Annotated in this window: 25 protein-coding genes; 18 read left to right on the top strand and 7 right to left on the bottom strand. The window is 48.3% G+C overall.

Features of this window, described 5'->3' with window-relative positions:
• Positions 1–217: 217 nt before the first annotated feature.
• Together ACFPYJ_RS30805 and ACFPYJ_RS30800 are read right to left on the bottom strand one after the other, a co-directional pair.
• Positions 218–898 carry a zinc metallopeptidase gene (locus tag ACFPYJ_RS30805; RefSeq protein WP_379192086.1) on the bottom strand — a complete coding sequence of 227 codons (681 nt, stop codon included), beginning with the start codon at positions 896–898 and terminating at the stop codon, positions 218–220.
• A 168-nt stretch (positions 899–1,066) separates the two neighbouring features.
• Entirely contained in the window at positions 1,067–1,507 is a 441-nt protein-coding gene (locus ACFPYJ_RS30800; protein ID WP_379192085.1) for a MerR family transcriptional regulator, read from the bottom strand.
• Positions 1,508–1,957: 450 nt separating this feature from the next.
• On the opposite strand from ACFPYJ_RS30800, the gene ACFPYJ_RS30795 reads away from it, so the two are divergent.
• From ACFPYJ_RS30795 to ACFPYJ_RS30785, 3 genes are read left to right on the top strand one after another with little or no spacing between them, the layout of a single operon-like run.
• Positions 1,958–3,274, top strand: a complete 1,317-nt coding sequence (locus ACFPYJ_RS30795) for an ammonium transporter (RefSeq protein ID WP_379192088.1) — start codon at positions 1,958–1,960, stop codon at positions 3,272–3,274.
• A gap of 44 nt (positions 3,275–3,318) precedes the next feature.
• Positions 3,319–4,389: a DUF294 nucleotidyltransferase-like domain-containing protein gene (locus ACFPYJ_RS30790; protein WP_379192084.1), complete on the top strand. Its 1,071-nt coding sequence runs from the start codon at positions 3,319–3,321 to the stop codon at positions 4,387–4,389.
• A gap of 20 nt (positions 4,390–4,409) precedes the next feature.
• Positions 4,410–5,144 (top strand): 3'-5' exonuclease, encoded by a 735-nt coding sequence (locus ACFPYJ_RS30785; RefSeq protein WP_379192083.1) that lies wholly within the window; start codon positions 4,410–4,412, stop codon positions 5,142–5,144.
• Here the strand turns inward: ACFPYJ_RS30785 and ACFPYJ_RS30780 are convergent.
• Together ACFPYJ_RS30780 and ACFPYJ_RS30775 are read right to left on the bottom strand one after the other, a co-directional pair.
• Positions 5,118–5,636 (bottom strand): M67 family metallopeptidase, encoded by a 519-nt coding sequence (locus ACFPYJ_RS30780; RefSeq protein WP_379192082.1) that lies wholly within the window; start codon positions 5,634–5,636, stop codon positions 5,118–5,120. The genes ACFPYJ_RS30785 and ACFPYJ_RS30780 overlap by 27 nt on opposite strands.
• A gap of 84 nt (positions 5,637–5,720) precedes the next feature.
• Positions 5,721–7,025 (bottom strand): MFS transporter, encoded by a 1,305-nt coding sequence (locus ACFPYJ_RS30775; protein ID WP_379192081.1) that lies wholly within the window; start codon positions 7,023–7,025, stop codon positions 5,721–5,723.
• Positions 7,026–7,162: 137 nt separating this feature from the next.
• On the opposite strand from ACFPYJ_RS30775, the gene ACFPYJ_RS30770 reads away from it, so the two are divergent.
• Positions 7,163–7,726: a TlpA family protein disulfide reductase gene (locus tag ACFPYJ_RS30770; RefSeq protein WP_379192080.1), complete on the top strand. Its 564-nt coding sequence runs from the start codon at positions 7,163–7,165 to the stop codon at positions 7,724–7,726.
• Between the two features lie 50 nt (positions 7,727–7,776).
• Here ACFPYJ_RS30770 and cimA read toward each other — a convergent pair whose 3' ends face one another.
• Positions 7,777–9,390 carry a citramalate synthase gene (gene cimA, locus ACFPYJ_RS30765; RefSeq protein ID WP_379192079.1) on the bottom strand — a complete coding sequence of 538 codons (1,614 nt, stop codon included), beginning with the start codon at positions 9,388–9,390 and terminating at the stop codon, positions 7,777–7,779.
• A gap of 200 nt (positions 9,391–9,590) precedes the next feature.
• Here cimA and ACFPYJ_RS30760 point away from each other — a divergent pair, with 200 nt between their 5' ends.
• The 3 genes from ACFPYJ_RS30760 to ACFPYJ_RS30750 all read left to right on the top strand — a co-directional run bounded on the left by ACFPYJ_RS30760 (position 9,591) and on the right by ACFPYJ_RS30750 (position 12,882).
• A complete protein-coding gene (locus ACFPYJ_RS30760) occupies positions 9,591–10,886 on the top strand; it encodes a DNA polymerase IV (protein WP_379192078.1) in 1,296 nt (431 codons plus the stop codon).
• 111 nt (positions 10,887–10,997) lie between these two features.
• The gene (locus ACFPYJ_RS30755; RefSeq protein ID WP_379192077.1) at positions 10,998–11,234 is read left to right on the top strand and encodes a ferredoxin; all 237 of its coding nucleotides are present in this window, start codon (positions 10,998–11,000) and stop codon (positions 11,232–11,234) included.
• A 235-nt stretch (positions 11,235–11,469) separates the two neighbouring features.
• On the top strand, positions 11,470–12,882 hold the full coding sequence (locus ACFPYJ_RS30750) for a L,D-transpeptidase (protein ID WP_379192076.1): 1,413 nt from the start codon (positions 11,470–11,472) through the stop codon (positions 12,880–12,882).
• A gap of 11 nt (positions 12,883–12,893) precedes the next feature.
• Here the strand turns inward: ACFPYJ_RS30750 and ACFPYJ_RS30745 are convergent, their stop codons facing one another.
• On the bottom strand, positions 12,894–13,031 hold the full coding sequence (locus tag ACFPYJ_RS30745; RefSeq protein ID WP_379192075.1) for a hypothetical protein: 138 nt from the start codon (positions 13,029–13,031) through the stop codon (positions 12,894–12,896).
• Between the two features lie 194 nt (positions 13,032–13,225).
• On the opposite strand from ACFPYJ_RS30745, the gene ACFPYJ_RS30740 reads away from it, so the two are divergent.
• The 6 genes from ACFPYJ_RS30740 (at position 13,226) to ACFPYJ_RS30715 (ending at position 19,412) form a co-directional block, all read left to right on the top strand.
• Positions 13,226–14,326 carry a quinone-dependent dihydroorotate dehydrogenase gene (locus ACFPYJ_RS30740; RefSeq protein ID WP_379192074.1) on the top strand — a complete coding sequence of 367 codons (1,101 nt, stop codon included), beginning with the start codon at positions 13,226–13,228 and terminating at the stop codon, positions 14,324–14,326.
• A 15-nt stretch (positions 14,327–14,341) separates the two neighbouring features.
• The gene (gene yjbM / locus ACFPYJ_RS30735; protein ID WP_379192073.1) at positions 14,342–15,145 is read left to right on the top strand and encodes a GTP diphosphokinase; all 804 of its coding nucleotides are present in this window, start codon (positions 14,342–14,344) and stop codon (positions 15,143–15,145) included.
• 1 nt (position 15,146) lies between these two features.
• Positions 15,147–15,728 carry a DUF309 domain-containing protein gene (locus ACFPYJ_RS30730; protein ID WP_379192072.1) on the top strand — a complete coding sequence of 194 codons (582 nt, stop codon included), beginning with the start codon at positions 15,147–15,149 and terminating at the stop codon, positions 15,726–15,728.
• A gap of 183 nt (positions 15,729–15,911) precedes the next feature.
• Positions 15,912–17,810, top strand: a complete 1,899-nt coding sequence (locus ACFPYJ_RS30725; protein ID WP_379192071.1) for an RsmF rRNA methyltransferase first C-terminal domain-containing protein — start codon at positions 15,912–15,914, stop codon at positions 17,808–17,810.
• Position 17,811: 1 nt separating this feature from the next.
• Complete coding sequence (locus ACFPYJ_RS30720) at positions 17,812–18,573, top strand: pseudouridine synthase (RefSeq protein WP_379192070.1); 762 nt, start codon at positions 17,812–17,814, stop codon at positions 18,571–18,573.
• A gap of 44 nt (positions 18,574–18,617) precedes the next feature.
• The gene (locus ACFPYJ_RS30715) at positions 18,618–19,412 is read left to right on the top strand and encodes a Cof-type HAD-IIB family hydrolase (RefSeq protein ID WP_379192069.1); all 795 of its coding nucleotides are present in this window, start codon (positions 18,618–18,620) and stop codon (positions 19,410–19,412) included.
• A 90-nt stretch (positions 19,413–19,502) separates the two neighbouring features.
• On the opposite strand, the gene ACFPYJ_RS30710 is transcribed toward ACFPYJ_RS30715, so the two are convergent.
• Complete coding sequence (locus ACFPYJ_RS30710) at positions 19,503–19,595, bottom strand: YjcZ family sporulation protein (RefSeq protein ID WP_379192068.1); 93 nt, start codon at positions 19,593–19,595, stop codon at positions 19,503–19,505.
• Positions 19,596–20,122: 527 nt separating this feature from the next.
• Between ACFPYJ_RS30710 and ACFPYJ_RS30705 the strand changes: the two genes are divergently transcribed.
• The 5 genes from ACFPYJ_RS30705 (at position 20,123) to ACFPYJ_RS30685 (ending at position 23,127) form a co-directional block, all read left to right on the top strand.
• Positions 20,123–20,653 (top strand): P-loop nucleotide/nucleoside kinase family protein, encoded by a 531-nt coding sequence (locus tag ACFPYJ_RS30705; protein ID WP_379192067.1) that lies wholly within the window; start codon positions 20,123–20,125, stop codon positions 20,651–20,653.
• Positions 20,654–20,718: 65 nt separating this feature from the next.
• Entirely contained in the window at positions 20,719–21,183 is a 465-nt protein-coding gene (locus ACFPYJ_RS30700) for a GNAT family N-acetyltransferase (protein ID WP_379192066.1), read from the top strand.
• Between the two features lie 46 nt (positions 21,184–21,229).
• The gene (locus tag ACFPYJ_RS30695) at positions 21,230–21,763 is read left to right on the top strand and encodes a hypothetical protein (RefSeq protein ID WP_379192065.1); all 534 of its coding nucleotides are present in this window, start codon (positions 21,230–21,232) and stop codon (positions 21,761–21,763) included.
• Positions 21,764–21,804: 41 nt separating this feature from the next.
• Positions 21,805–22,290 (top strand): SRPBCC family protein, encoded by a 486-nt coding sequence (locus ACFPYJ_RS30690; RefSeq protein ID WP_379192064.1) that lies wholly within the window; start codon positions 21,805–21,807, stop codon positions 22,288–22,290.
• Between the two features lie 240 nt (positions 22,291–22,530).
• Complete coding sequence (locus ACFPYJ_RS30685) at positions 22,531–23,127, top strand: HAD family hydrolase (protein WP_379192063.1); 597 nt, start codon at positions 22,531–22,533, stop codon at positions 23,125–23,127.
• Positions 23,128–23,171: the final 44 nt, after the last annotated feature.

Below are 23,171 nucleotides of genomic sequence, written 5' to 3'. Positions count from 1 at the left end.
GGTAAGTGTCGCTTTTCTTTAAATATAACTTGGGTCACTGGAAAAGCTTAAGTTCTTCAGTGGCCTCGCACCTAGGTGCCGGCTGTTTGTTACATCTAAAAAAGCCAGCGCTGCAGCACTTAAAGGATAGAAAACAGCCGTCACAATCGTGGCGGCTGTTTTTGTGATGAGGAAAATAAAAAAGAGACGGGATCGGTTCCCGTCTCTTCAATGCCGTTTAGTCACGGCTCTGGGTGAAGATCATGATGTATTTAATTAGCTCGAGGAGGGAGATGAGCGCTGCTGCGACATAAGTAAGCGCTGCGGCGTTAAGCACCTTAGCTACCCCTCGTTCTTCCTCGTTCGTAATAAAGCCTTCAGAGACCATGATGTCTCGTGCTCTGCTGCTGGCATTAAATTCAACCGGTAATGTGATTAATTGAAAGGCTACGGCACATGAGAAGAAAAGGATGCCAAGACCAATCAATCCAGTTGCTTGAAACAGAAAGCCGGCTAACAATAAGAATGGAGCAATTCCGGAAGCAATGTTTACGACCGGGAAGATACGGTGACGTAAGGCAAGCATCGGATAATGCTGCTTGTGCTGAATGGCATGGCCAATCTCATGACAGGCAACTGATACAGCTGAGATGGTGGATTCGTAGTATACCGGTTCCGATAACCGCACGACGCGATGAATGGGATCGTAATGGTCAGTCAGTCTGCCCGGTACCGGCTCAATCTGTATATCATGCAATCCGTTGCGATCGAGCATGATTCTGGCTGCTTTATACCCGGTGAGCCCGCTGCTTGCTGGAACCTCCGACCACCGGTTAAAAGTACCCTTTACCCGGAACTGTGCCCACAAGGACAAAAGAAACGCGACAATAATTAACCAATCCATAGGGTGAAAAAACATGATGTTCCCTCCTAAGAGATTTTGCGGGGTTTTACCTAAGATTGCTGATTAATCGCAATCAAAAGCAAAAACTCACTTCGGAAGCAAAAACTAAGAGATTTTGCGGGGTTTTACCTAAGATTGCTGATTAATCGCAATCAAAAGCAAAAACTCACTTCGGAAGCAATCTTACATGAGCCCGCCTTTGTTAAGAAGCAGCATCAGCGCTTCTACACAGGCCGCAGTTTGCGGCACAAGCCGTTTGAACAGCTGTTTGGCCTGCTGCGGCTTCAAAGAGCTTAGAACGGGTTCCAGCTCCTTAACTTCTCTCTGCAGCTGCTCTAGATGAAGCTGGAGGTCTGTAAGCTTGCTCGACACTTGCTCCTCTGATGAAACCTTGCGCCAATTATGAATACTGGACTTGATTTCATCAAGTGAATATTTGTCTTTCTTCATTTGTACTATACGTTTGAGTCGGAGTAAGGTTTCATCGCTGTATAGACGATAGTTCTTTGCAGAACGTGTCTCTGGTTCGATGAGGCCCATGGAAGTATAGAAATCAATCGTGCGAGGACTAACGCCGGCCAACTTGGATAATTCTCCAATACGGTATAGAGGATGATCTTGCACGTTCTCACCTTCTTTCTTATGGCTCAGTTGTTCTTACTTCTTCTATATTCTATGATACCGAAACAATAACCATACAGTCAAACGTAATGCTTTGCAAAAAGGGAAATGTAACAAACCTGACATATTATTTAGGCGGGCCTGCTACTTTTGAACGAGGTTTTATCTTAGAAGGAAAATACTAGAATTAAGGTGAAACGCGAAAGATAGGAGTCCATTTACCATATTTTCGCTCCATTTTTGTGAAAAAACTTAACATTATCTCCATTTGAAGACCCGAACGTTAGATTTTTTTATAGAGAATGAAAAAATCATATTGTCAAACTAGCCACTTCTGACTATAATGACATTAAGTCTTTCCTCACATGTCAAGAAACATTACATTAGGGAGTGGTCGTTGTGGTCAAAAAATTAGTAATCTCTTTAGGTGCATTGGCATTATTATTTCCAGCAATGGTTTTTGCAGATGACCCGTCTGCAGCAACGCTTAACATGGGCTTGAACTCGATTTGGGTTTTGGTTTCAGCAATTTTAGTTCTTCTCATGCAAGGTGGCTTTATCTTGCTTGAAGCCGGTTCGACTCGTATGAAGAATGCTGGTCACATCGCAGGTAAAACTATTTTTACCGTAGGTCTTTGTACATTAGTATATTGGGCGGTTGGATACGCATTCGCATTCGGTTCAGATAATGCTGAGAATTCCATTAGTTCATTAATTGGTTCAGGCAGCTACTTCTTCGCACCTTCGGTTGCAGCGGGTGATGGCGAGTCACTGCCAACTACAATTTTCTTCGTTTTCCAGCTTGCTTTTGCTGCGGTATCGCTATCCATCGCATGGGGCGGTTTCGCTGAACGTGCTAAATTATCTGCTTACCTCGTATTCACGGTATTGTTTACGGCCGTTATTTACCCGGTTATTTCTCACTGGATCTGGAGCTCTTCCGGTTGGTTGTTCACTAAAGGCGCACAGGACTATGCAGGTTCGACAGTCGTTCACTTAACAGGCGCTCTTGCAGCATTTGCGGCAACCGTTCTGCTTAAGCCTCGTATCGGCCGCTTCAATAAAGACGGTTCTGCAAATGAAATTCTTGGCCATAACCAAGTATTCGGTGCATTATCGGTTCTGCTCCTATGGGTGGGCTGGTTCGGATTCAACGCTGGTAGCGCACTAGGTGTAGGCGATGGTTTCTTCGGTTACGTTGCATTCAACACACAGCTTGGTGCGGCAGGCGGTGCAGTAGCAGCAATGCTGATATCATGGTTAGTTAATGGTAAAGCGGATATTACAACAACTTTGAATGGAGCACTTGCTGGTCTGGTTGCAATCACCGCAACTTGTGCATTCGTAGATCCTTGGGCTGCTGTAGTTATCGGACTTGTAGCTGGTGTTCTTGTATTCTTCAGCACTAAATTCTTTGAGAAAATCAAAGTTGACGATCCAATTTATGCACTTTCCGTTCACGGTGCTGCTGGTGTGTGGGGTACGCTTGCTAACGGTATCTTCGCTACAGACGAACTTGCTAAGAAACTCAACGTGGGTGAAGGCGGTCTTATTGATACCGGAAACTGGCACCAATTGTGGGTTCAAATCGAATCCGTTGTTGTGTGCGGAGCTTATACGATTGCAGTATCCTTCCTGTTGCTCGGAATCATGAAGTTGGTTATGGGCTTGCGTGTTACGGAAGAGCAAGAAATTATCGGTCTTGACCTCTCCGAGCATGGCACTTATGGTTATCCTGAACAAATGAAAAAAGCACAACAAGGCCTGTAATTCAATAACAGAAATTTCATACTGACTTCAGGGGTGAGGATTGCATGAGCGATCCGGTTTGTGCGAAGCTGCGCGCTCTCATCAGTACGGCTGATGATGTGAAGACACTTCGTGGCTTGCGGGATCAAATCCACAAGCAAATGGAAGCTCTCCTCTCTGAACAACCGGTCGAACAATTTTATACAGATCTGAATGAGGTGCATGACGCTCTAATCCAGCGAACGATTGCCCTTTCGGAAGCGGAAATGGCACGGATGGGGTATAGCTTCCCTCCCGTGCCTTATGCATATTTATTGTTCGGCAGCGGCGGCAGAGAAGAGCAGACATTATCTAGCGATCAGGACAGCGGATTAATCTATGAGGATCCGGAAGATTCAGCCAAGCAAGAAGAGGTTACCCAGTACTTTATTCTATTCTCCAAGACAATTGTTGATCTGCTCAAACAAATCGGATATCCGCCATGTGAGGGTAATGTCATCAGTACGAATCCGCTTTGGAATCAATCGTTGTCTGAATGGAAAAAGAAACTGAACGAATGGTTTGAGGATCCGAATTGGGAACGTGTGAGATATTTGCTCATTGTCGCCGACTGCAGGATGATCTATGGAGAAGAAGCACTCCTGCGGGAGCTGAAGGATCATTTCTACTCCGATATGCTGCGTAATCCGATTATTGTGAAACACATGCTGAACAATACCATGCGTCACAAAGTGCTTCTTGGTGTTTTTGGGCAATTGCTCAAAGAACAGTATGGAGAAGATGCTGGAAGTCTGGATGTGAAGTACGGAGCTTATATTCCGATGGTGAATGCCATCCGGATGCTAAGTATTGAGTGTGGTTTGCGCGAAACGTCAACGTTAGGGCGAATTAAAGGTTTGCTGGAACATGGCAAGCTGTCACAAGAGGATGCAAATACGTATGATCAAGCATTCCGATTATTTTTGAAGCTTAGACTCATGACAACAGAGCGCAAAGATGATGGCTATTATTCGAATAGCGGCAAGCTCTCCAGCCGTAATTTGTCGAAAGAACTGGTTGAAGAACTAAAAATCGGTCTGAGACTCGGTAAAAAGCTTCAGAAGCGCGTCTTTAAGCAAACTATGGGCAGGCTCTAGGTAATGCGGAGGGGAGAACGATGAAAGAACAAAAAGGCGTCGGCCGGATGTGGCATCTTTATAAAATGGGCGGTATTACTCCGGCAATTGCGTCCATGCTTGGTGCGCAAAATGCCCAACAAATGGCATTTATTCGATCAATGTCGAAGGATCAGCGTAAAGAATCGATTATGGATCAGCCTTTGCGGGATATGGAGGTGGTTGTTTTTGACTTGGAAACAACGGGCTTCTACCCGAATAACGGGGATGAGATCTTATCGATCGGCGCGGTTATGCTAAAGGGCGAAGAACTGCTTGCAGACCGTTCTTTTTACAGCCTGGTTAATCCGAAGCGTAGAGTTCCTAAGCATATCGTGGAGCTGACTGGCATTTCAAATGAGATGGCTGAGAATGCTCCCGACCTCATGCAGGTACTGCATGATTTTATGGAGTTTATCGGTAAAAGAATGCTTATCGCTCATGCCAGCGGACATGATAAGCAGTTTCTAAATGCTGCTTTATGGCGAACCTCGAAGGTCAACATGAATCATCGTGTCTTAGACACGATGATGGTTGCGAAGTGGCTTGAGCCGAAGCTTGAAAGTTATAGTTTAGATGATCTCTTGGAAAATAGCGGAATTGAAGTCACTCAGCGCCATCACGCGTTGGAGGATTCCAAGATGACAGCCAAACTTTGGCTGAGCTATTTAAAGCGGATCTTCAGCCGTAATATCGTTACACTAGAGGACTTATACGCTTATTTGAGCAAACATTAAAGGAATGAATGCAGTCCCATTGAACCAATAAGGCTGAACGACTGGATGCTGGCTGTCGGCAAGCGACACGATCCAGTAGGAAGCAGCAGGTGCGTACTTCATGCCCTCTAGATCAGCTAGGCTGGGCACGGGAGCTGTTGTGGGGTGGGAATGGTAGAAACCGACAAGCGATTGTCGGTTTTTTTGTATGGATAACAAGGCCTGTACCCATTCTTTTGGATCAAAGGTAAAAGTTTGTTTCGAGCTTGAGGAGGCATTGCGTATCGGAAAGATACGATCAATTCGAAGCAGCCCATCTGGAGCAATCGGCTGCTGAGAGCACGCCAATATTCCGCAAGCTTCATTGGGAAGTTCAGAAGTGCAGGATTCAATCAGGGCTAACCAGGCTTCAGTGGTGATTTCGGCCTTCGAGGGGGATTGTCCATTCGAAGCGATCTCCATGGAAGGGCTTTGAACTTGCCCAAGTGAAGCTGGATGTGGTTGTCTGATCATTGTTATTCAGTCCCTTAACAAGCAGCATAGGTTGAAGTAGATCCATTATATCGCCAACTTGCTCATTGAGAAAGGAAGGAAGGGTTATTGACCGGTTTTCTCAGGCGGATGAACGCAGCCCAGGACAAGGAAGAAAGCGCCTGCTGCAAGGCCTGCTACAATCCCGAACAGGAGAGCATCCGATCGTTTGGCGATCAATCCGAATAGAGGGGGGCCAATCGCAACCCCGAAGAAACGCAGACTGCTGTATAAGGAGGTAATCATCCCCCGATGCGAACGGTCAACAGAACCGGTAATAAGGGTGTTCAGGCAGGGCAGAAGCAGCCCGGTTCCAATACTGCTCAGCAAGGCAAAGCCGATTAGGGCATAAATATTCGTATGCAGAAACGCGGCTGCTGTCAAAGAAACGCTCATAACCCCTAAACCAATTAACATCAGCTTGTGCATAAGGGTTCCTTTCGTTTTAATCTTCCTGCCCGTTAAATAGGCGGTTGCGACTAGCCCAAGAAGAGGAATGGCGAGGACGCCCCCTTTAGCTACACCATCAATATGGTAAGGTTTATTCTCAAGCAAATCGGAGAGCCGAAATAATACGCCAAATAAAATAAATAATCCAAGCGAACCGGATACGAAGGCAGATAGGAGCCAGACGCCTTGTTCCCGAAACAGCTTTACGATGTCAGCCAGATACGTTTTGACAGAAGGCGGTTCTTTGTCACTCGGAGGTTCTTTAATCATGAACAGCATGGCTGCGAATGCTGCTGCACAGAATAACGGAAAAGCGAAGAGAGGCGCATACCACGCCATTAAGGCGAGCAATGAACCGAGAATCGGACTGATGACCTTGCCGGTTCCGTTCGAGGCCTCTATTAGGCCCAAGGCTTCGCTCTCGTTTCCGTCTTTATACATATCTCCGACCAAGGCCATCGCTATCGGAGCTGTTCCGGCAGCGCCGATACCCTGAAGGGCACGCGCGGCGATCAAGAAACCGTAAGCGTGCATGACCGCAGCTATTCCAGCGCCGATGCCTGCGATTCCATAAATGGCCAACCCGGGAAGAATGATCGCTTTTCGGGAAAATCGATCCGACAAGTAACCTGCAAAAGGGATAACGATTGCTGCTGAGAGTGAGAATAATGTAATGACTAAGCTGGCCTGGAAGTTGGAGATATGCATCTTGTGCTCCATATCGGGAAGAATGGGGACCAGCATAGAGTTTCCTAGAACCATCACAAGAGGGACAGTCGCGAGCGCCATATATTCCTTCCATTTGCCGCCGCTTGAGGCATTCGGTTTATATTGCTGGCTGCTGGCTTCGTTAACAGAAGCTAGACGCATTTTGGCCGGCTTGCCGGCGGTCCATTTTGATTTTGATTTTGTTTTAGCCATCGTATTCGATTCTCCCAAGGGTAAATTGTGGCGATATAGTGGTAATGTGCCCCTTGGCTTGAGCATCCATTCTCCGGCATGGTAACATATAGAGAGTTCATGGATTGCGACTTACATGATGGAAAGAAGGCTTAAACATGAAACGTACGATTGTGCTGATTGTAGTTGTTCTTGTTCTGGCGGGTGCAGCGGTATATCAAAATAAAGGAAAGCAGGATGTAGCGCTTGCAGCATCCGCTGATATGAAGCCAAAGCCCGGTTACACGGCTCCTACACTCGAGCTGCCTGATCTGAACGATAAAACCGTTGCTATCGGTGGGAAACGGGACAAGCTGCTTCTCATTAATTTCTGGGCCTCCTGGTGCGGGCCGTGTGAGTTGGAAGCGCCTGATTTGCAGACCTTGTCAAAGAAATACAGCGGACTGCTTGAGATATACGGTGTGAACGCGACAAGCTATGACAAAGAAAGACAGGCCAGAGAATTTGTCGACCAACAAAAGCTTACGTTTCCTATCTTGATGGATCGTAAAAGCAAAGCGACGGATTTGTACAAAATCTCTTCATTTCCGACCAGCTTGCTTGTCGACAGTGAGGGGATCGTGAGGGAACGAATCACGGGAGTCATCACAGCGGATAAGTGGGAGACCCTTATCGAGAAATGGATCGACCTGGATGAACGCCAGAAGCAGAAAAACGCATAATAAAAACGCCAAGATCAGCGTCATGCCGATCTTGGCGTTTTTATTATGGATTAATGGTTCACCAAGCCTAGCTGCTCGCGAGGTTCGTCATGCACATTTGTTATTCTGGCCATATTCAGCAGGGCGTACCGGATACTGTCGACCAGCGCCTCCCAGCTTGCTTCAATGACGTTGCTGGAAACCCCGACTGTACTCCAGGTGTTATTGAAATCGGTCGATTCAATCAATACGCGTACTTTACCTGCTGTTGCATCCTTCTCATCGATAACGCGAACTTTGTAGTCGGCCAAATGAATATTGTTAATGCTCGGATAGAATTGTTCAAGCGCCTTGCGAAGAGCATTATCAAGCGCGTTGACAGGTCCGTTGCCCTCTGCGGCCGTATAGACGGTTTGTCCTTCAACATTCACTTTGACGATGGCTTCTGCGTTCATATGTCCGTTATTTTTCTCAACAATCAGTTTTAACGATTCAAGCTTGAAGATTTCCTTCATCTCTCCAAAGGCATCCCGGAGAAGCAGCTCAAGAGAAGCGTCCGCACCTTCGAATTGATAACCTTGATGCTCGAGTTCTTTGATGCGCTCCATGATCTGTTTGGTCTTGTCGTTATTCGCATTCACGTCAAGCCCAAGCTCCTGCGCCTTGGAGATAATGTTGCTCTGTCCGGCAAGCTCGGAGACCAGAATCCGCTGCTTGTTACCAACCAGCTCCGGGCGGATATGCTCATAGGTCTTGGAATCCTTCATGATGGCTGAAACGTGAATGCCGCCTTTATGGGCGAATGCAGCATTACCAACGAAGGGTTGTCCGACAGGCATATGCGCATTAGCGATTTCGCTAATATATCTGGCTGTCGAAGTCAGTGTCTGAAGCTGCTCGTCACTGATGCAGCGATAGTCCATTTTGACTTGGAGATTCGGTATAATGGAACATAGATTGGCATTGCCGCAGCGCTCGCCGTATCCGTTAATGGTTCCCTGAACCTGACGTGCGCCCGCTTGGATAGCTGCTAATGAATTCGCAACAGCAAGCTCGCAGTCGTTGTGAGTATGAATGCCAAGCGGTGCGGTAAGCTCAGCACGAACGCGGGATACGATCTCATGAATTTCCGAGGGAAGAGTCCCGCCGTTGGTATCGCATAACACCACCCAATTTGCACCCGCATCCTGCGCTTTGCGGAGCGCCATTAGTGCGTATTCCGGGTTATGCTTGTACCCATCGAAGAAATGCTCAGCATCGAATATCGCTTCCACGCTGTTTCTTTTGAGGTAGGCAAAGGAATCGTAGATCATCGCAAGGTTCTCTTCCAGTGTCGTTTGGAGAGCGGTATGCACGTGAAAATCCCAAGACTTGCCGACAAGTGTAGCCGCAGGTACGCCTGACTCCACGATACGGATTAAGCTGCTGTCTTGCTCGGCGCTGCTGTTCTTTCTTCTTGTGCTTCCAAAGGCTGTTACTTTCGCATTCAGCTTCAAACCTTTAACACGTTGAAAAAATTCGATATCCTTACTGTTGCTGCCCGGATTGCCGCCTTCAATATAATGAACGCCAAGAGCATCGAGCTTCTGGGCGATTTTCAATTTATCATCTGCTGAAAGACTAATTCCTTCGCCTTGCGTACCATCGCGCAGCGTTGTATCGAAGATCGAGATTGTGTTTTCCATATACTGGCCGCCTCCTCTAGTGAACCTTTGCAAAGTCATAATTTCTTATTATAACATGTGTTACAAATGGCGTAAATGTGGAGTGTCGATTGTATCCGGTTAATGGATATGACACTAATTCATACAAGGTTGACGGTCTCTAGTAGCAATTGTATGCTATTTTTACACTAATGATAACCAAAGTAAGAGAGGCGATCGGAATGCCATTAAAAAAGGCTGACGAGCACAGCGGGTCCGGCAAAGGGCGGGTTATTATCCATTTGGATATGAATGCTTTTTACTGTTCCGTGCATGAAGCGGAGGAGCCTCATCTATATAAAGGAAAGCCGACAGCAGTAGCTGGCAGTGTAGAGCTGCGAAAAGGGATCATCGTTACTTCCTCCTATGCTGCGCGTCAGAGAGGTGTTAAGACCGGAATGACGGTTAGGCAAGGGCTGCAGTTATGTCCGGACCTTATTCTTATTCAGCCTGATTTTGAACTGTACCGTAAATACTCAAAAGGCTTCATGTCAGTGGCCAAGCAGTACAGCCCATTAATAGAAGCAACATCGATTGATGAATGTTATCTGGATATAACAGGCTCCTCAATATTTGGAGAACCGCTGGAAATCGCTCATGCCATACAAGACCGCGTTCAGAGCGAGTGGGGACTGCCTTGTTCGATTGGTATAGCGCCTAATAAGCTTCTTGCAAAGATGGCATCCGATCTTAAGAAGCCGAATGGATTCACCGTTCTTCGGATTCGCGATGTCCCTCATCTATTATGGAATAAACCATGCGACTCCCTGTTTGGGATCGGGCGCAAGACGGCTGAGAAGCTGCTCAAGCTTAACATTCGCACAATCGGCCAGCTCGCGGGGACAGATGAGGCCATGCTTGTAAAGCAGTTCGGGGTTATCGGAAGTTGGATGAAAGCGGCAGCTCACGGTATTGATCATTCGCCTGTCCATGCCGATCGAGAGAGGAACAAGTCTATCGGCCATACGACTACTCTGCCTAAGAACGTAACAGACCGTGAAGAGGTGCATCGGGTTTTGCTGAATTTGGCTGATCAGACTGGCAGAAGGATGCGCCGACAGAAGATGGTCGCTTCAACAATTCAAATTGTAATTAGAAAGCCGGATATGACAACGATTAACCGATCAAGCACGCTGGGCAGACCAACGGATTCCGCGAGTGAGATTCACCGCGAAGCTTGTAAATTATTCGATAAGCACTGGCGTGAGGGAGAGCCGGTGAGGCTGCTTGGAGTAACGCTGCAGAACCTCTCCTTGCAGGCAGAAACTGCCGTGCAGCTGGACATGTTCAATTATGAAGAGGAGCCTAAAAAAGCCGCACTGACGAAAACGATGGATATGCTTCGTGATAAGTTCGGCGAGGATGCGGTTCTGACAGCCGGAATGCTGGGCGATGATCCGTCTGCGCTAATTAGGAATAAACGAATTCGCGGTACATCCTTGCAAACCGATGAGCATATGTTATATAGTGATGAATGAGGGTTGTACGTTTTTATGATGCATAGAAACGTTATATTAACACGCTTTTCAAAACGTAAGTGTGTTATTTAATCGTAGAGTAAAATAATGATACTTTAGGAGGCTAAAACTATGGCGAAATTTACTTGGGTTGAAAAAGATACGTGCATAGCTTGCGGAGCATGCGGAGCAACGGCACCTGATATTTATGACTATGACGACGAAGGTCTTGCTGAAGTTATTTACCTCAGCGATGGCAACAAAGGCAATACCGAAATTCCGGAAGATCTTTATGATGATCTGCAGGATGCAGCTGATGGCTGTCCTACAGATTCAATCAAAATTGCGGATGCTGCTTTTAATAACTAATACTTACTTCATTAATACGATGGTAATTAAACCTATTCCTTGTTCGACAAGGGATGGGTTTTTGTTTGTTCATCGAACTATTGATTACTATCAGCTGCAAACTTAGCTTCAATAGAAGATAGATCAGACTGAGCAATCTGTTAGATCTTGAAACTTGCTTCTCAACCCTCCAATAATCAAAACCGGCTTTTCAGCCGATATAGAGCCTATCTGGATATTCTTTTGGAGGGTTCGTATGGATCAAAGAGATGATATGTCCTATTTAAAGCGTTATGTGCAGAGCCATCCCGATAACCGAATGGCTTGGTATTTGCTGGGTAAACAATATGTGCTTGAAGATAAAGAAGGCAAAGCGAATTATTGCTTCTTGCAAGCGGGAAGCATTTATGAAGCTTATGAAAGGAAGAAACACCCGCTGGCAAGTGAACCTAAGGAGATCATCAAAGCCTGGAACCGCAAACGGAAATTCAAGGTGCTTGCTGCAAGGTCAGCAGGTGCTGCTGCTTTGCTGTGGATTGTTTTATTGGCTAATCCTTTTGCCGGCTTCATGAATGAAGACAGGGATGAGTCTGATGAAGACGCAAAGACGGGTACGATATCCGACGCACAGGAGAAGCAGCAACGTCTGCAAGTTGTTTTTACAAAGCCGAATATGCAGCAGCCGATCGGTTCTTCCTTAGGAGCCTTAACGGTAGGAAACAGCTCAAGTGCAGGAGAAGGCCTTGCAGTGATGCTGGAGCAGGACGGCAAATGGCGTAAATGGACGGGCGGCACACGTATTTTGCTGTCGGCGAAGAAGAAGGGAAGCGGTGAAGGTTATGACATCCGGATGCTTGATGCCAGGACTTGCACTTGCCAGCCTGATGACGCAACTGAAACCTTCCGCATCTATAAGGATTGGAGCAAGCTTCAAGAAGAACGGTGGACATTAACAAGCGCGATTACGCAGTACGAGGATCTTTTCCGCAAGTGGCCGGGGAAGCTTGAGGATATGATAAGGCCTTATCCGAATAACGTGCTCTCCGTGGAGACGGCGAACATGAGGGTAATGTTCCCGGAGCTGCTGATGAGGCTGAAGACACATGCTGCACATGCGGCAGCCGGTTCAGATCAGGACTCGCAAGAGGGAAGCAGTCAATCCGGCGTGACGCCTCGTACTGCCGTACCCGGACAAGAAACGCAGAGCGAAGGAATGTCGCTGCCTGAAGCGCCGCTATCAATTGTAGTTGATAAGGAAACGCATAGACTTGCTGTCATAAGCGGAGATGTTATCGTGCGAAGCTACGCTGCTGGCTTAGGTGCAGAGCGGACACCTGGCGGCAGCTTCTATATTAGTGAGAAAGTGAAAAATCCTAACGGACGTGATGACGGAGAATTTGGCAGCAGGGGGATGTCTTTGTCAGGCACGAGATATGCGATACATGGGACTGACGAGCCGAGCTGTATCGGAAAGGATGAATCCCATGGCTGCATTCGTATGAATAAGGCAGATGTTGAGGAGCTGTACGATTTGGTGCCAATAGGTACAAAGGTCGAAATAAAAAGCGGAATCATCCCGGCTCCACTCTCACCGCCCGAGGATCAATTTCACCTGAGACCGGTGCAGGACGAGACGAACCCCGCTGTTGTTTATCGATGGCTTTCCTAATGACTATAGAATTAGTTCAAGATGAGCAGTACGGTCATCACAATGACAATCGCGACAAAGATGGATCCGATCCACAATAATGCTTTCTTGTTGACTTCTTCTTTGGGCTTGGTCTTCATCATTGGCGGCTTCTTCTTAGCTTTGCTCATGCGGATCAACCTTTCTCTCACTGTGAATGGGTTTGTTCCCTTATTGTAACCGTTTCCTCCATAAGCCGCAACAGTGCCGATGCTGGAAAATCGGCTGTTTGCGCTGGTTGTCCCGCCGCCTTAGCTCTTTCTTTTTCCAGTCGAACAAGTTAAACTGTTCGATAGAGCTAACATGAAGAACGGAGTGAGTGAAGTTGTTGTATTCGAAATTGGCCAAGCCATTTTTATTCAAAATGGATCCGGAGAAAGCCCATCATCTCGTCATTGACGGGCTCCATTCAGCAGGGAGGGTTCCAGGTATACCAGCGGCGATGCGCGCGATGTACGGTGTATCTGAATCCAAGGAGCTGGCGGTGGATGTATTCGGTGTCCATTTTCCGCATCCGATCGGTCTGGCTGCAGGTCTTGACAAGAATGCCAAAGCGGTTGAGATGTTCGCTAATATCGGGTTTGGATTCGCAGAGGTTGGAACCGTAACCCCTAAGGGACAAGCCGGCAATGAGCTGCCTAGGCTGTTCCGTCTTCCGCCTGATGAAGCGCTGATTAACCGAATGGGGTTCAATAATGAAGGCGCTGATGCGATGGCCGGAAGATTGGCGAAGATCAAGCAGCGTCCAATTCCGATTGCCGTCAATATCGGCAAGAACAAGGTAACGCCTAATGAGCGGGCTCACGAGGATTACCGGGCCTGCATTCAAGCTTTATATCCATACGGCGAATTCTTCGTTGTTAATATTAGTTCACCGAATACGCCGGACTTACGTGCACTGCAGCATGGGGATGAGCTCCAGCTCCTGCTGTCAACGGTAATGGAAGAGATGAATACGCAGGCTAATGCAGCTGGGAAGCGCCGTAAACCGGTATTAGTGAAAATTGCCCCGGATATGACCAACGAGCAATTGGCGTATACGGTTGAGACGATTGTAGCCAGCGGCGTAAGTGGAATTATCGCAACGAATACAACGATAAGCCGGGAAGGGCTGACGCATTCCCATGCTGGTGAGATGGGGGGGCTTAGCGGCAAACCGCTTAAGGATCGGACAACTGAGGTTGTCCGCGAGGTTTACCGCTTAACCGGCGGTAAGCTGCCCATTATTGGTTCTGGCGGCATCTTTACGGCTGATGATGCATACGATAAAATTCGCGCAGGCGCAAGCTTGGTTGAAGTCTATACGGCGCTTATCTATAAAGGCCCCGAGCTGCTGAGAGAATTAGCCAGCGGGCTTAAAGAGAGGCTGCGCAGAGACGGATTCCAAACCATAAAAGAAGCAATTGGAGCAGATCATCGGTCATAGACAGGAGGCGGCTGGATGGACGGTAGAGATTGGAACCTGTTTCTACAGCCTTACGAGCAGGCTGTAGAAGAACTCAAGGTTAAATTCAAAACATTGCGAAGCGAGCTGAAGTCAAGAGAAGCTTATACGCCGATTGAATTCGTTACAGGACGAGTGAAGCGGATTTCAAGTATTCTTGAAAAGTCGAAAAGATTAAATGTTCCGATGGAGAATATCGAAACAGGGATTGAGGATATTGCGGGAATCCGCATTATGTGTCAGTTTGTGGATGATATTCACCGGGTAGCGGCCATAATCCGCTCTCGTAAGGATCTCAGTCTTGTATATGAGAAGGATTATATTACGAATTTTAAGGACAGCGGGTACCGGAGCTTTCATATGATTGTGGAATATCCGGTACAAACGGCGATCGGTTTGAAGAATGTACTGGCGGAGGTCCAAATTCGGACGCTCGCGATGAACTTCTGGGCTACGATCGAACATTCGCTTAATTATAAATTTAAAGAAAGCCTTCCGGATGAAGTCCGCGCAAGGCTGAAAACAGCAGCCGAAGCAGCAGCTGTGCTGGATACTGAGATGTCGAGTATTCGAAAAGAGATTCTCGATGCGCAGCGCGACTTCGAGGAGAAGTCGAATATGGTATCAAGTGTGCTGAGCGATATCCAGGAGCTGTATTTCTTCCATCGCGTTCGTGAAGCGGTTCAGTTCCAGCTGAAATTCAACGAGCTGTGGGAGCAGGAGGATGCATGGGGCATCCGGGCTCTAGCTGACGATATTCGCGCAGCCCTTCATCGGGCGAAGAAAAGCGGAAGTTCATAACATGGCGGCCAAATCGGCTTATGATGAGAGATTCGTTCATTTTGTCGTCCTGTTTAACGTCGACCGGGATTATTTTGAATGTCATGAGGTGATGGAGGAATTGTGGCTTGAGGAAGGCCGCAATCCACTCTACCAAGGCCTGCTGCAGGCAGCAGTGGGTCTGCACCATTGGCGCAATGATAATTATTCCGGGGCGGTGAAGCTGTTCGATCAAGCGGAGAACAAGCTTGTCCAGTATCCTGATAATATGATGGGGCTTGATCTCGCCCAGCTGCGCGCCGACATTAAACGTTCTGTGGAGCCGCTTCGGCGGTGGGTAGAGCACTGCAAAGCGATTGATAGGCAGGAGCGGGAAGCAGATTTGGATGTGGAAGAGCAAACAAATGGGCCGAGCCACGTGATGGAGCCAAATAACACCAGCAGTGCGGGACACGCCATTGAAGCTGTGCTTGGTGAAACCAAGCCGCCTTTGTTCTGTTCATTTGATATAGTGGTAGCTGATAGAAGTTTGCGTGAGCTTGCCTTGGCGCTTGCTGAGGTTCCGCTGGAAATTCGGCTTCATGGCGAGGACCATGAGGGGTGAATAGGATTACTGCGAAGAACGAAATCTAGCGGCAGTCATGAACCAGTGATGGTTAGACTGCCGCTTTGTCAGGTTAATGTTGGGTTGGTCAACCTTGGCGATTTTATTATACAATAAGAGACATAAAGTGATATTAATGACGATTCTATGATGAACGATAGATCGGCGGAAGGAGTTTCGATAGTGAGCATCACGCTGCCGGAATCGTTTAAGGATAAAATGAAGGATCTGCTGCTTGAGGAATTCGATGCTTTTATAGATTCGTATGAGCGCCCGCGTAAATACGGTTTGCGAGTAAATGGCTTGAAGCTGAGCGCAGAGGCTTTTGAGAAGCTTGCTGCATTCGAGGGAGGGCTTGTCCCGGTGCCCTGGGCGGAGAACGCATTTTATTATGCGGAGGGGGAGCGCCCCGGCAAGCATCCGTATTATCATGCAGGCCTGTATTACATTCAAGAGCCAAGCGCGATGGTACCAGCTGAATTGTTGGATGTCAGACCTGGTGACCGGGTGCTTGATCTATGCGCCGCACCTGGGGGCAAATCAACTCAGCTTGCTGCTAAGCTGCAGGGGCGGGGAGTGCTCGTAACGAATGATAATGCCCGGGAACGCACAAAGGTTTTGGCCAAAAATATCGAGCTTGCCGGTATCCGCAACGCTGTTGTCTTGAATGAGGAACCTGCGGTGCTTGCACCGGTCTTCGCGGGATGGTTCGACCGTATTCTGGTGGATGCCCCCTGTTCCGGTGAGGGTATGTTCCGGAAGGATGAGTCCATGATCGGCGAGTGGGAGAAGCATTCCGTGGAACGCTGCTCTCTTATGCAGCGGGATATTCTGAAGCATGCGGCGCATATGCTGGCACCTGGCGGCACGCTTGTGTATTCGACCTGCACATTCTCGCCGGAGGAGAATGAAGTGCAAATTGCCGGACTGCTCGGGGCTTGCCCAGAGCTTGAAGTCGTGCCAATTCCGCTTGCGTATGGATGGGCCGGTGGGCGAAGCGATTGGGCAAGAGAATTTGGCGGCGACACAGAGAGAGTAGAAAGCGTTGCTGGGACGGTCAGATTATGGCCGCATTTGACCGAGGGCGAGGGGCATTATGCCGCTGTGCTGCGCAAGCGCGGGTTGAAGTGCGAGGCTGGGGAGACGGAGCCGGGTCAGAAGGCGGAGCAAGGAGGTAAGGCGGAGCACGGCGCTATAGCAGCAGAGCACGGCGGTATGGCGGAGCGCCGCGGTAAGGCGGAGCGTCGCGATAAGGCGGAGCACGGCGGTATAGCAGAGCGCGGCGCTATAGCAGCAGAGCACGGCGATAAGGCGGAGCGCGGAGCTATGGCAGCAGAGCGCCGCGGTATGGCGGAGCCGGGCGTTAATGCAGAGAGGGAAGCCAGAGCGCCGGAGCGCAGAGGGAATTCGGAGCGGGGCGGTAAGTCAGGACGTGGCGCAGGAGATCGTGGCCGCGCCATCGGGTCGGAGCCGGAACGCCGCGGCGGCGGGAAGCGGAGCCGCGATGAGCAGCTGCACAAGCGGGCTGGCGGACCCGGTGGGGGACGAGGCAGCGGAGCGGGTGTTGTTGACGCTGCGGAGTCATGGCGGCGATTTGCCGCCGACCAGCTGGTCGGTGCTGAGCTGTGGCCGGGCGAGATTATCGCGTACGGCTCACGGGTTTATTTGCAGCCGCCGGGTATGCCTTCCTTTGACGGCTTGCGTGTGGTGCGGGCCGGGTGGTACGTGGGTGAAGCCGGTGAGCATCGGTTCGAGCCTTCGCAGGCGCTGGCCATGGGACTGCGGCGTGAGGAGGCGGCTCTGACGCTGCAGCTATCAGCGGATGAAGAAGCCGTGCAGCGTTATTTGAAGGGCGAGACACTCATTATCGACACATCTCGACTGGAACAATCGGCTGATGCACCTGACCGGACATCATTGCAGGAAGGTTCAACGCTGAAGGGTGCAGAGCTTAGTAACAAAAGAGTCGTACCCAAAGGGTATGTGCTTGTGTGTGCGGATCAGTATCCCATTGGATGGGGTAAGATTGGCGGAGATGGCTTGGTGAAGAACGGGCTTCCTGCCGGTTGGAGGAGAATGTGACGTGGCGAAAAGAATGCGGCTGGACAAGCTGCTTGCAAATATGGGTTATGGAACACGAAGCGAAATCAGACGAGTTGTTAAGCAAGGAATCGTAACGGTAGATGGCGTTATAATTAAAGATTTTGGATTGATACTCGATCCGGATGCCGCAGATGTAAGGTTTGATGGGGAAAAGGTGGTTTTTCGCGAGGTTATTTATGTCATGCTGAACAAGCCCCAAGGTGTTGTTTCGGCGACGGAAGATAAGCGGGACCGGACGGTTATTGATTTGCTCGATCCGGATGACCGGGTACTTGAGCCCTTCCCAGTGGGACGGCTTGATAAGGATACAGAAGGCCTGCTCCTCCTAACGAATGATGGCAAGCTGGCTCATGAGCTGCTCTCTCCGCGCAAGCATGTGCCCAAGATTTATGAAGCTCATGTACTTGGAGAGGTCGGAGTGGAGGACATTCGAGCTTTTGCAGCGGGTGTTGAGCTTGATGACGGCTATAAAACCATGCCTGCACAGCTGATAATCGATGGACATGAAACCGCTCAGGAGGGTCCGCTCAGCCGCATCACGCTGACGATTCACGAAGGAAAATTCCATCAGGTTAAACGGATGTTCGAAGCCGTTGGGAAAAAGGTTGTTTATCTGCGCCGTATCGCGATGGGACCGCTTCAGCTTGATCCTCACTTAAAGCTGGGTGACTACAGGGCTCTGACGGAAAGTGAGCTCGAATCTTTATTGTCGGTTCACGATGTGAAAGATGCTTCCGATTAAACAGCAAGACGAATAGCTGCAATCAACAGATGGGTGGGACTAACATGGGAATGAAAGTGGACTTGATAGCTTTAGATGTGGATGGAACCTTACTGACAGATGATCATATTTTGACTCCGCGCGTAAGGGAAGCAGTGCGCGAGGCGGCTTCGAACGGGGCCGAGATCGTGCTCTGTACCGGCCGCGGTCCAACGAATGCTCTGCCTGTGCTGGATGAATTAGGCTTGTCTGGGACGCTGATTACCCATAATGGGGCAGCAACGATTGAAGCTGAGCGGCGTGAAGTCCTGCATCAGTATGGGATTGAATCCATAGAAGTCGCACGATATCGCGATTTTTGCGTCCGATTTGGCTATCATTTTGACATGAACACGGCTTTTGAAATGATGATCGAAGGGCTGTCACCCGAGGCTGATGCGATGTATAAACGATACGAGGCCCAGCCTGCGTGGCGGGAAGCGGGCACTCCGCTGCCGGAAGGGCTTGTGAAATTCACTGTATTCGGCAGCAAGGATGAGATTGATACGGTAGAATCCATTTGGGGCGGCTGGTCTAGTGGTCTTCAGCATATTCGAAGCGGCGACTTTTTTATCGACGTTCAGCATTTGGAGGCCAGCAAAGGTACGGCTTTACGGGAGCTTGCACGTAATCGGGGAATTGATCCAAGCCGCGTCATGGCTATTGGAAATTATTACAACGACATCGGCATGCTTCAGTTTGCAGGGATCGGCGTTGCAGTCGCCAACTCGCCGGATGCCGTTAAGGCAGTCGCTGATGTTGTGACATTATCGAATGAAGAGGACGGCGTTGCTGTCGCGCTGAGGACTTATGCTTTTTAGTCCTCCATGTATACTTGAATCTGGATTAACAACGAAAAACCGCCGCAGGGTTGACCAGCGGCGGTTTTTACATTATCGGTTAATCATTAATTAGAACAGAACGCTGCGTGAAACGATAACTAGTAGAATAAATAGAACAAGGATCACACCAGAGGATGTAAATCCACCATGAAAACCGGACATGCGAATTCCTCCCTAAAAGATATTTCCGGTACCGTTCTGCTAAATTGCTGCTGTATTATATCGGTACCCGGTATACTGTATTGTATGAAATAAGCCGCATTAGGATTGGACAGATGCCCTGTTCCCCATACAATTGGGCAATTGTCACTGGCTGTACTAAGCATGATATCGAATGCTGCATACGGGATGAATGTCTCTGAATGTCGTTAGTCCGTGCAGGAAAATGGGTAGGTGCGCACCCTTTTGGCTAAGTTGATCACCAGAGTGTATGGGGTAACCGTACTAGATGGGCATACGCTTTGGCGGCGTCGAGATGGTTCCGGGTCCGACGATTGGGAAGCTTGTGCCCTCCTGCAGCGATGATTGGCATTCGAATGCAAAAGGGAGCACCAAATTTTATAACTTTTGACAGATAACCTTCTCTAGGTTTGGTGTTATGGAAGTGGCTGGCGTATTAACGAGCGGACTGCTGGAACTTCGTGATATCCAAGCGATAAGTACCATTTCATTCAAAAAGGGCGGAAGATATGAGGAACACCATATACATCATTTCGGGGCCTGCAGGTGCCGGGAAATCGACTACGTCAAAAAGAATTGCACAAAAACTGCCCAAGAGCGCCTATATCCCCGGTGATGAAATCGATCATATGGTTGTCGGCGGTCACGAGAAGCCGTGGTTAAGCCAATACCACACCGATTTGATATGGCTTAATATTCTGTCTTTGACTAAGAATTACATTCAACATGGTCACGATGTCGTGATTGATTACGTGGCTTTTATGAAGAATGCGAATGTTATTCTCCAAGAGTTCCGCGGGTATGATGTCGTTATCAAATATGTATTGCTGCTCCCTCAAGAAGAGGAGCTTGTCAGAAGAGATGCTGAGCGTAAGCCGGAATTTCAGATGGGATACCGGTCTGTCGCCGGATTACATGAACTATTAGAAACGAATCCGCCGGTTAAGCATAGGATCGACACGACCTTTATGGACGTGGACGCTGTAATCGAGGAAATCATGCGAAATGATGATTATTACGTGACGGAAATGGTAAAATGAAACTTAAATTAGTCATCGATGAGTAACGGCTGGCATGCAGATTAATATGGAAAGAGGTAGTCCCAGTGAGTGAATTAATGATTGCTGAGGTTGCACACGACGATGTCAACCTGCACCGGTTAATAGATAAGCTCGATGAAGACCTGCTCCAGCGGTACCCGGCAGAGGAGGTGTTTGTCCTGGATTTCAGCGATCCTGCCATTAAGAATGTCGTGTTCATGGTCGCTTATTCAGGAGAGACAGCTATCGGATGCGGAGCCATCAAGCCGCTTGATGAGACCTTTATGGAGCTGAAAAGATTTTATGTCGAGCCGCAGTTCAGGAAGAATGGCGTTGCAGGAGAGATTTTACAGAAGCTTGAGGCTAAGGCGAAGGAAAAGAAGGCCGCCTATATCCGCTTGGAAACAGGAGCGCCGCAGCCAGAGGCAATTGGTTTCTATAAGAAGCATGGCTATTATGAGATTGAGAAATACGGCGAGTATGTGGATTGTGAATCCAGTCTATGTTATGAGAAATCACTAGGCAGTTAAGAGGATAACTTGCAGCAGGAAACGAAGAGGATGAGGATTTGATTATATGGTACATGATGAACAGCGGGCGAAGGATTTATTTACAGCATACCTAGGCAGCTCGTTAGAGATGCATCGCCAAGGGCGGCATGAAGAATATAAGGCATTTCAAATACCTATAGAGACCGAGATCGAATGGTTTAACGAGCTCATTGATCGTTACTCCAAGGAGCTATCCATCATGGATTGGAATGCCGTCAGCCGGTTAGAGGCAATTGCCAAGAATCATCTGGAGCCGCGGATTATTGAAAATGTTACCCTCTTCGCCGGCCGGCATGTCATGAGTGCCGACAGTGCGGTTAAACTCATGTATGCCGAGCATCTTATCCGGCTGACGAAGGTATTCAAGAAAGTCATTTCGAAGGAATTGCTGTACAATGCTTATCGGACGGCAGTTCAGATTCTGGAAGATATTATCTCCAAACCGCTCATCATCGACCCCGGCCACGAGCTGCAGCAGTTCAAACTCAAAGATAAGAAATCGTTAAACAACAGGGCGAGGATGAGCGTCGAAGAAATTAAAGAAGAGCTCAACTTATGACAAATAAACAGCATCTATAATTGCTCTTAGAGGAGTCTCCATTGGTCATTGTACAAACAAAAATTCAAATTAATGCGCCGCTTGAGCTTTGCTTTGATATGGCTAGAGATATTGACCTTCATACGAAGACCGTCTGGAAGCATACTGGAGAAATAGCGATTGCCGGAAGAATGAGTGGCAGGATTGAAGCGGATGAGCAGGTAACCTTTGAGGCCACCCATTTTCTTGTCAGGCAGAGACTTACGTCCAGGATCATAGAATTCAATAAACCGTATGTTTTTGTCGATCAAATGGTCTCAGGTGCATTCAAATCCTTGAATCATAGACATGAATTTACAGCAATAGATAATCATACGCTGATGATGGATGAATTAAAGTTTGAGGCCCCGTACGGGTTATTGGGTAAAGCTGCAGAGGCATTGATTTTAAAGAGATATATGCGGAATTTCTTACTGCATCGCAATTTGCAGCTCAAGACATTGGCAGAGGAAATTCATGTACGGACACAGTCGAATTCCAAACCTTGACACGGTCTGGCGGGAGGCCCTGGAACAATGGAAAAAACGATGAAAGCGCTGCGGCTATCCATCATTTGTTCGTCACTGCTGCTCCTGATTACGCTAAATTACATTCGGGATTTGAACAGGAACTCAGCGGCATTTCAGTCAATGAACATATTGAAATTCAGATATTGCGCCGAACACGAGCTGTTATTGGAGTCAGAAGATTGACTATATCCGAGTGAGCGAATACAGAAAGGAAGAACAATGAACAAACCGCAGCTAATCCTTGATGCAGCCGGCGTCCTTGTTGCTAATTTATCTCCGGATTATTGGAATGGAATCCATTCCCTGACGGGCATCTCGTATGAGAAATTGAAAGCGCTGTTTAAAGATGAACTGCGAAGTGATTTTTGGTCGGGTAAGGTGCCGGAGAGGCGGTTCTGGGAGTGGCTGCAGGAGAAAGCACCTCAAATCGATATCGCTGCCGCTCAGCGTTTGTTGATGAGAGAGCTCAAACCATTGGCGGCGATGAGCCATCTTGCAAGCTGGAGTCAATGGGCTGACCTGCATGTGTTAAGCAATCATCGCTCGGAGTGGCTGGCCCCGCTGCTCGAACCTGTGAGTCAGTATTTGAAGAGCGTGACAATCTCCAGCTCCGTTGGCTGCTGTAAGCCTGATCCGCGGATATTTAATAGGGTACACACTAAATTATACGAGTCTGCAGCCATCGTGTATGTGGATGATCAAGAGAAGAATAGGATTCCCGCGAGTCAGCTGGGCTGGCACACGATTATTGCCGACCCGCATGAACATTGGATCGAACAAGTCCATTTCATCATTAGTGGAACGATACCTATTTAGTGTCAGCAGCCGATAAATCCAATATGTTAAGGGGAGTATTGATT

Origin of the sequence: Paenibacillus solisilvae, from assembly GCF_042656405.1 — a bacterium.
GTDB classification, from domain to species: domain Bacteria; phylum Bacillota; class Bacilli; order Paenibacillales; family Paenibacillaceae; genus Paenibacillus_Z; species Paenibacillus_Z solisilvae.
Note: the sequence above shows the minus strand (reverse complement) of the source record. Positions and strands in the feature narration are given on the sequence as shown.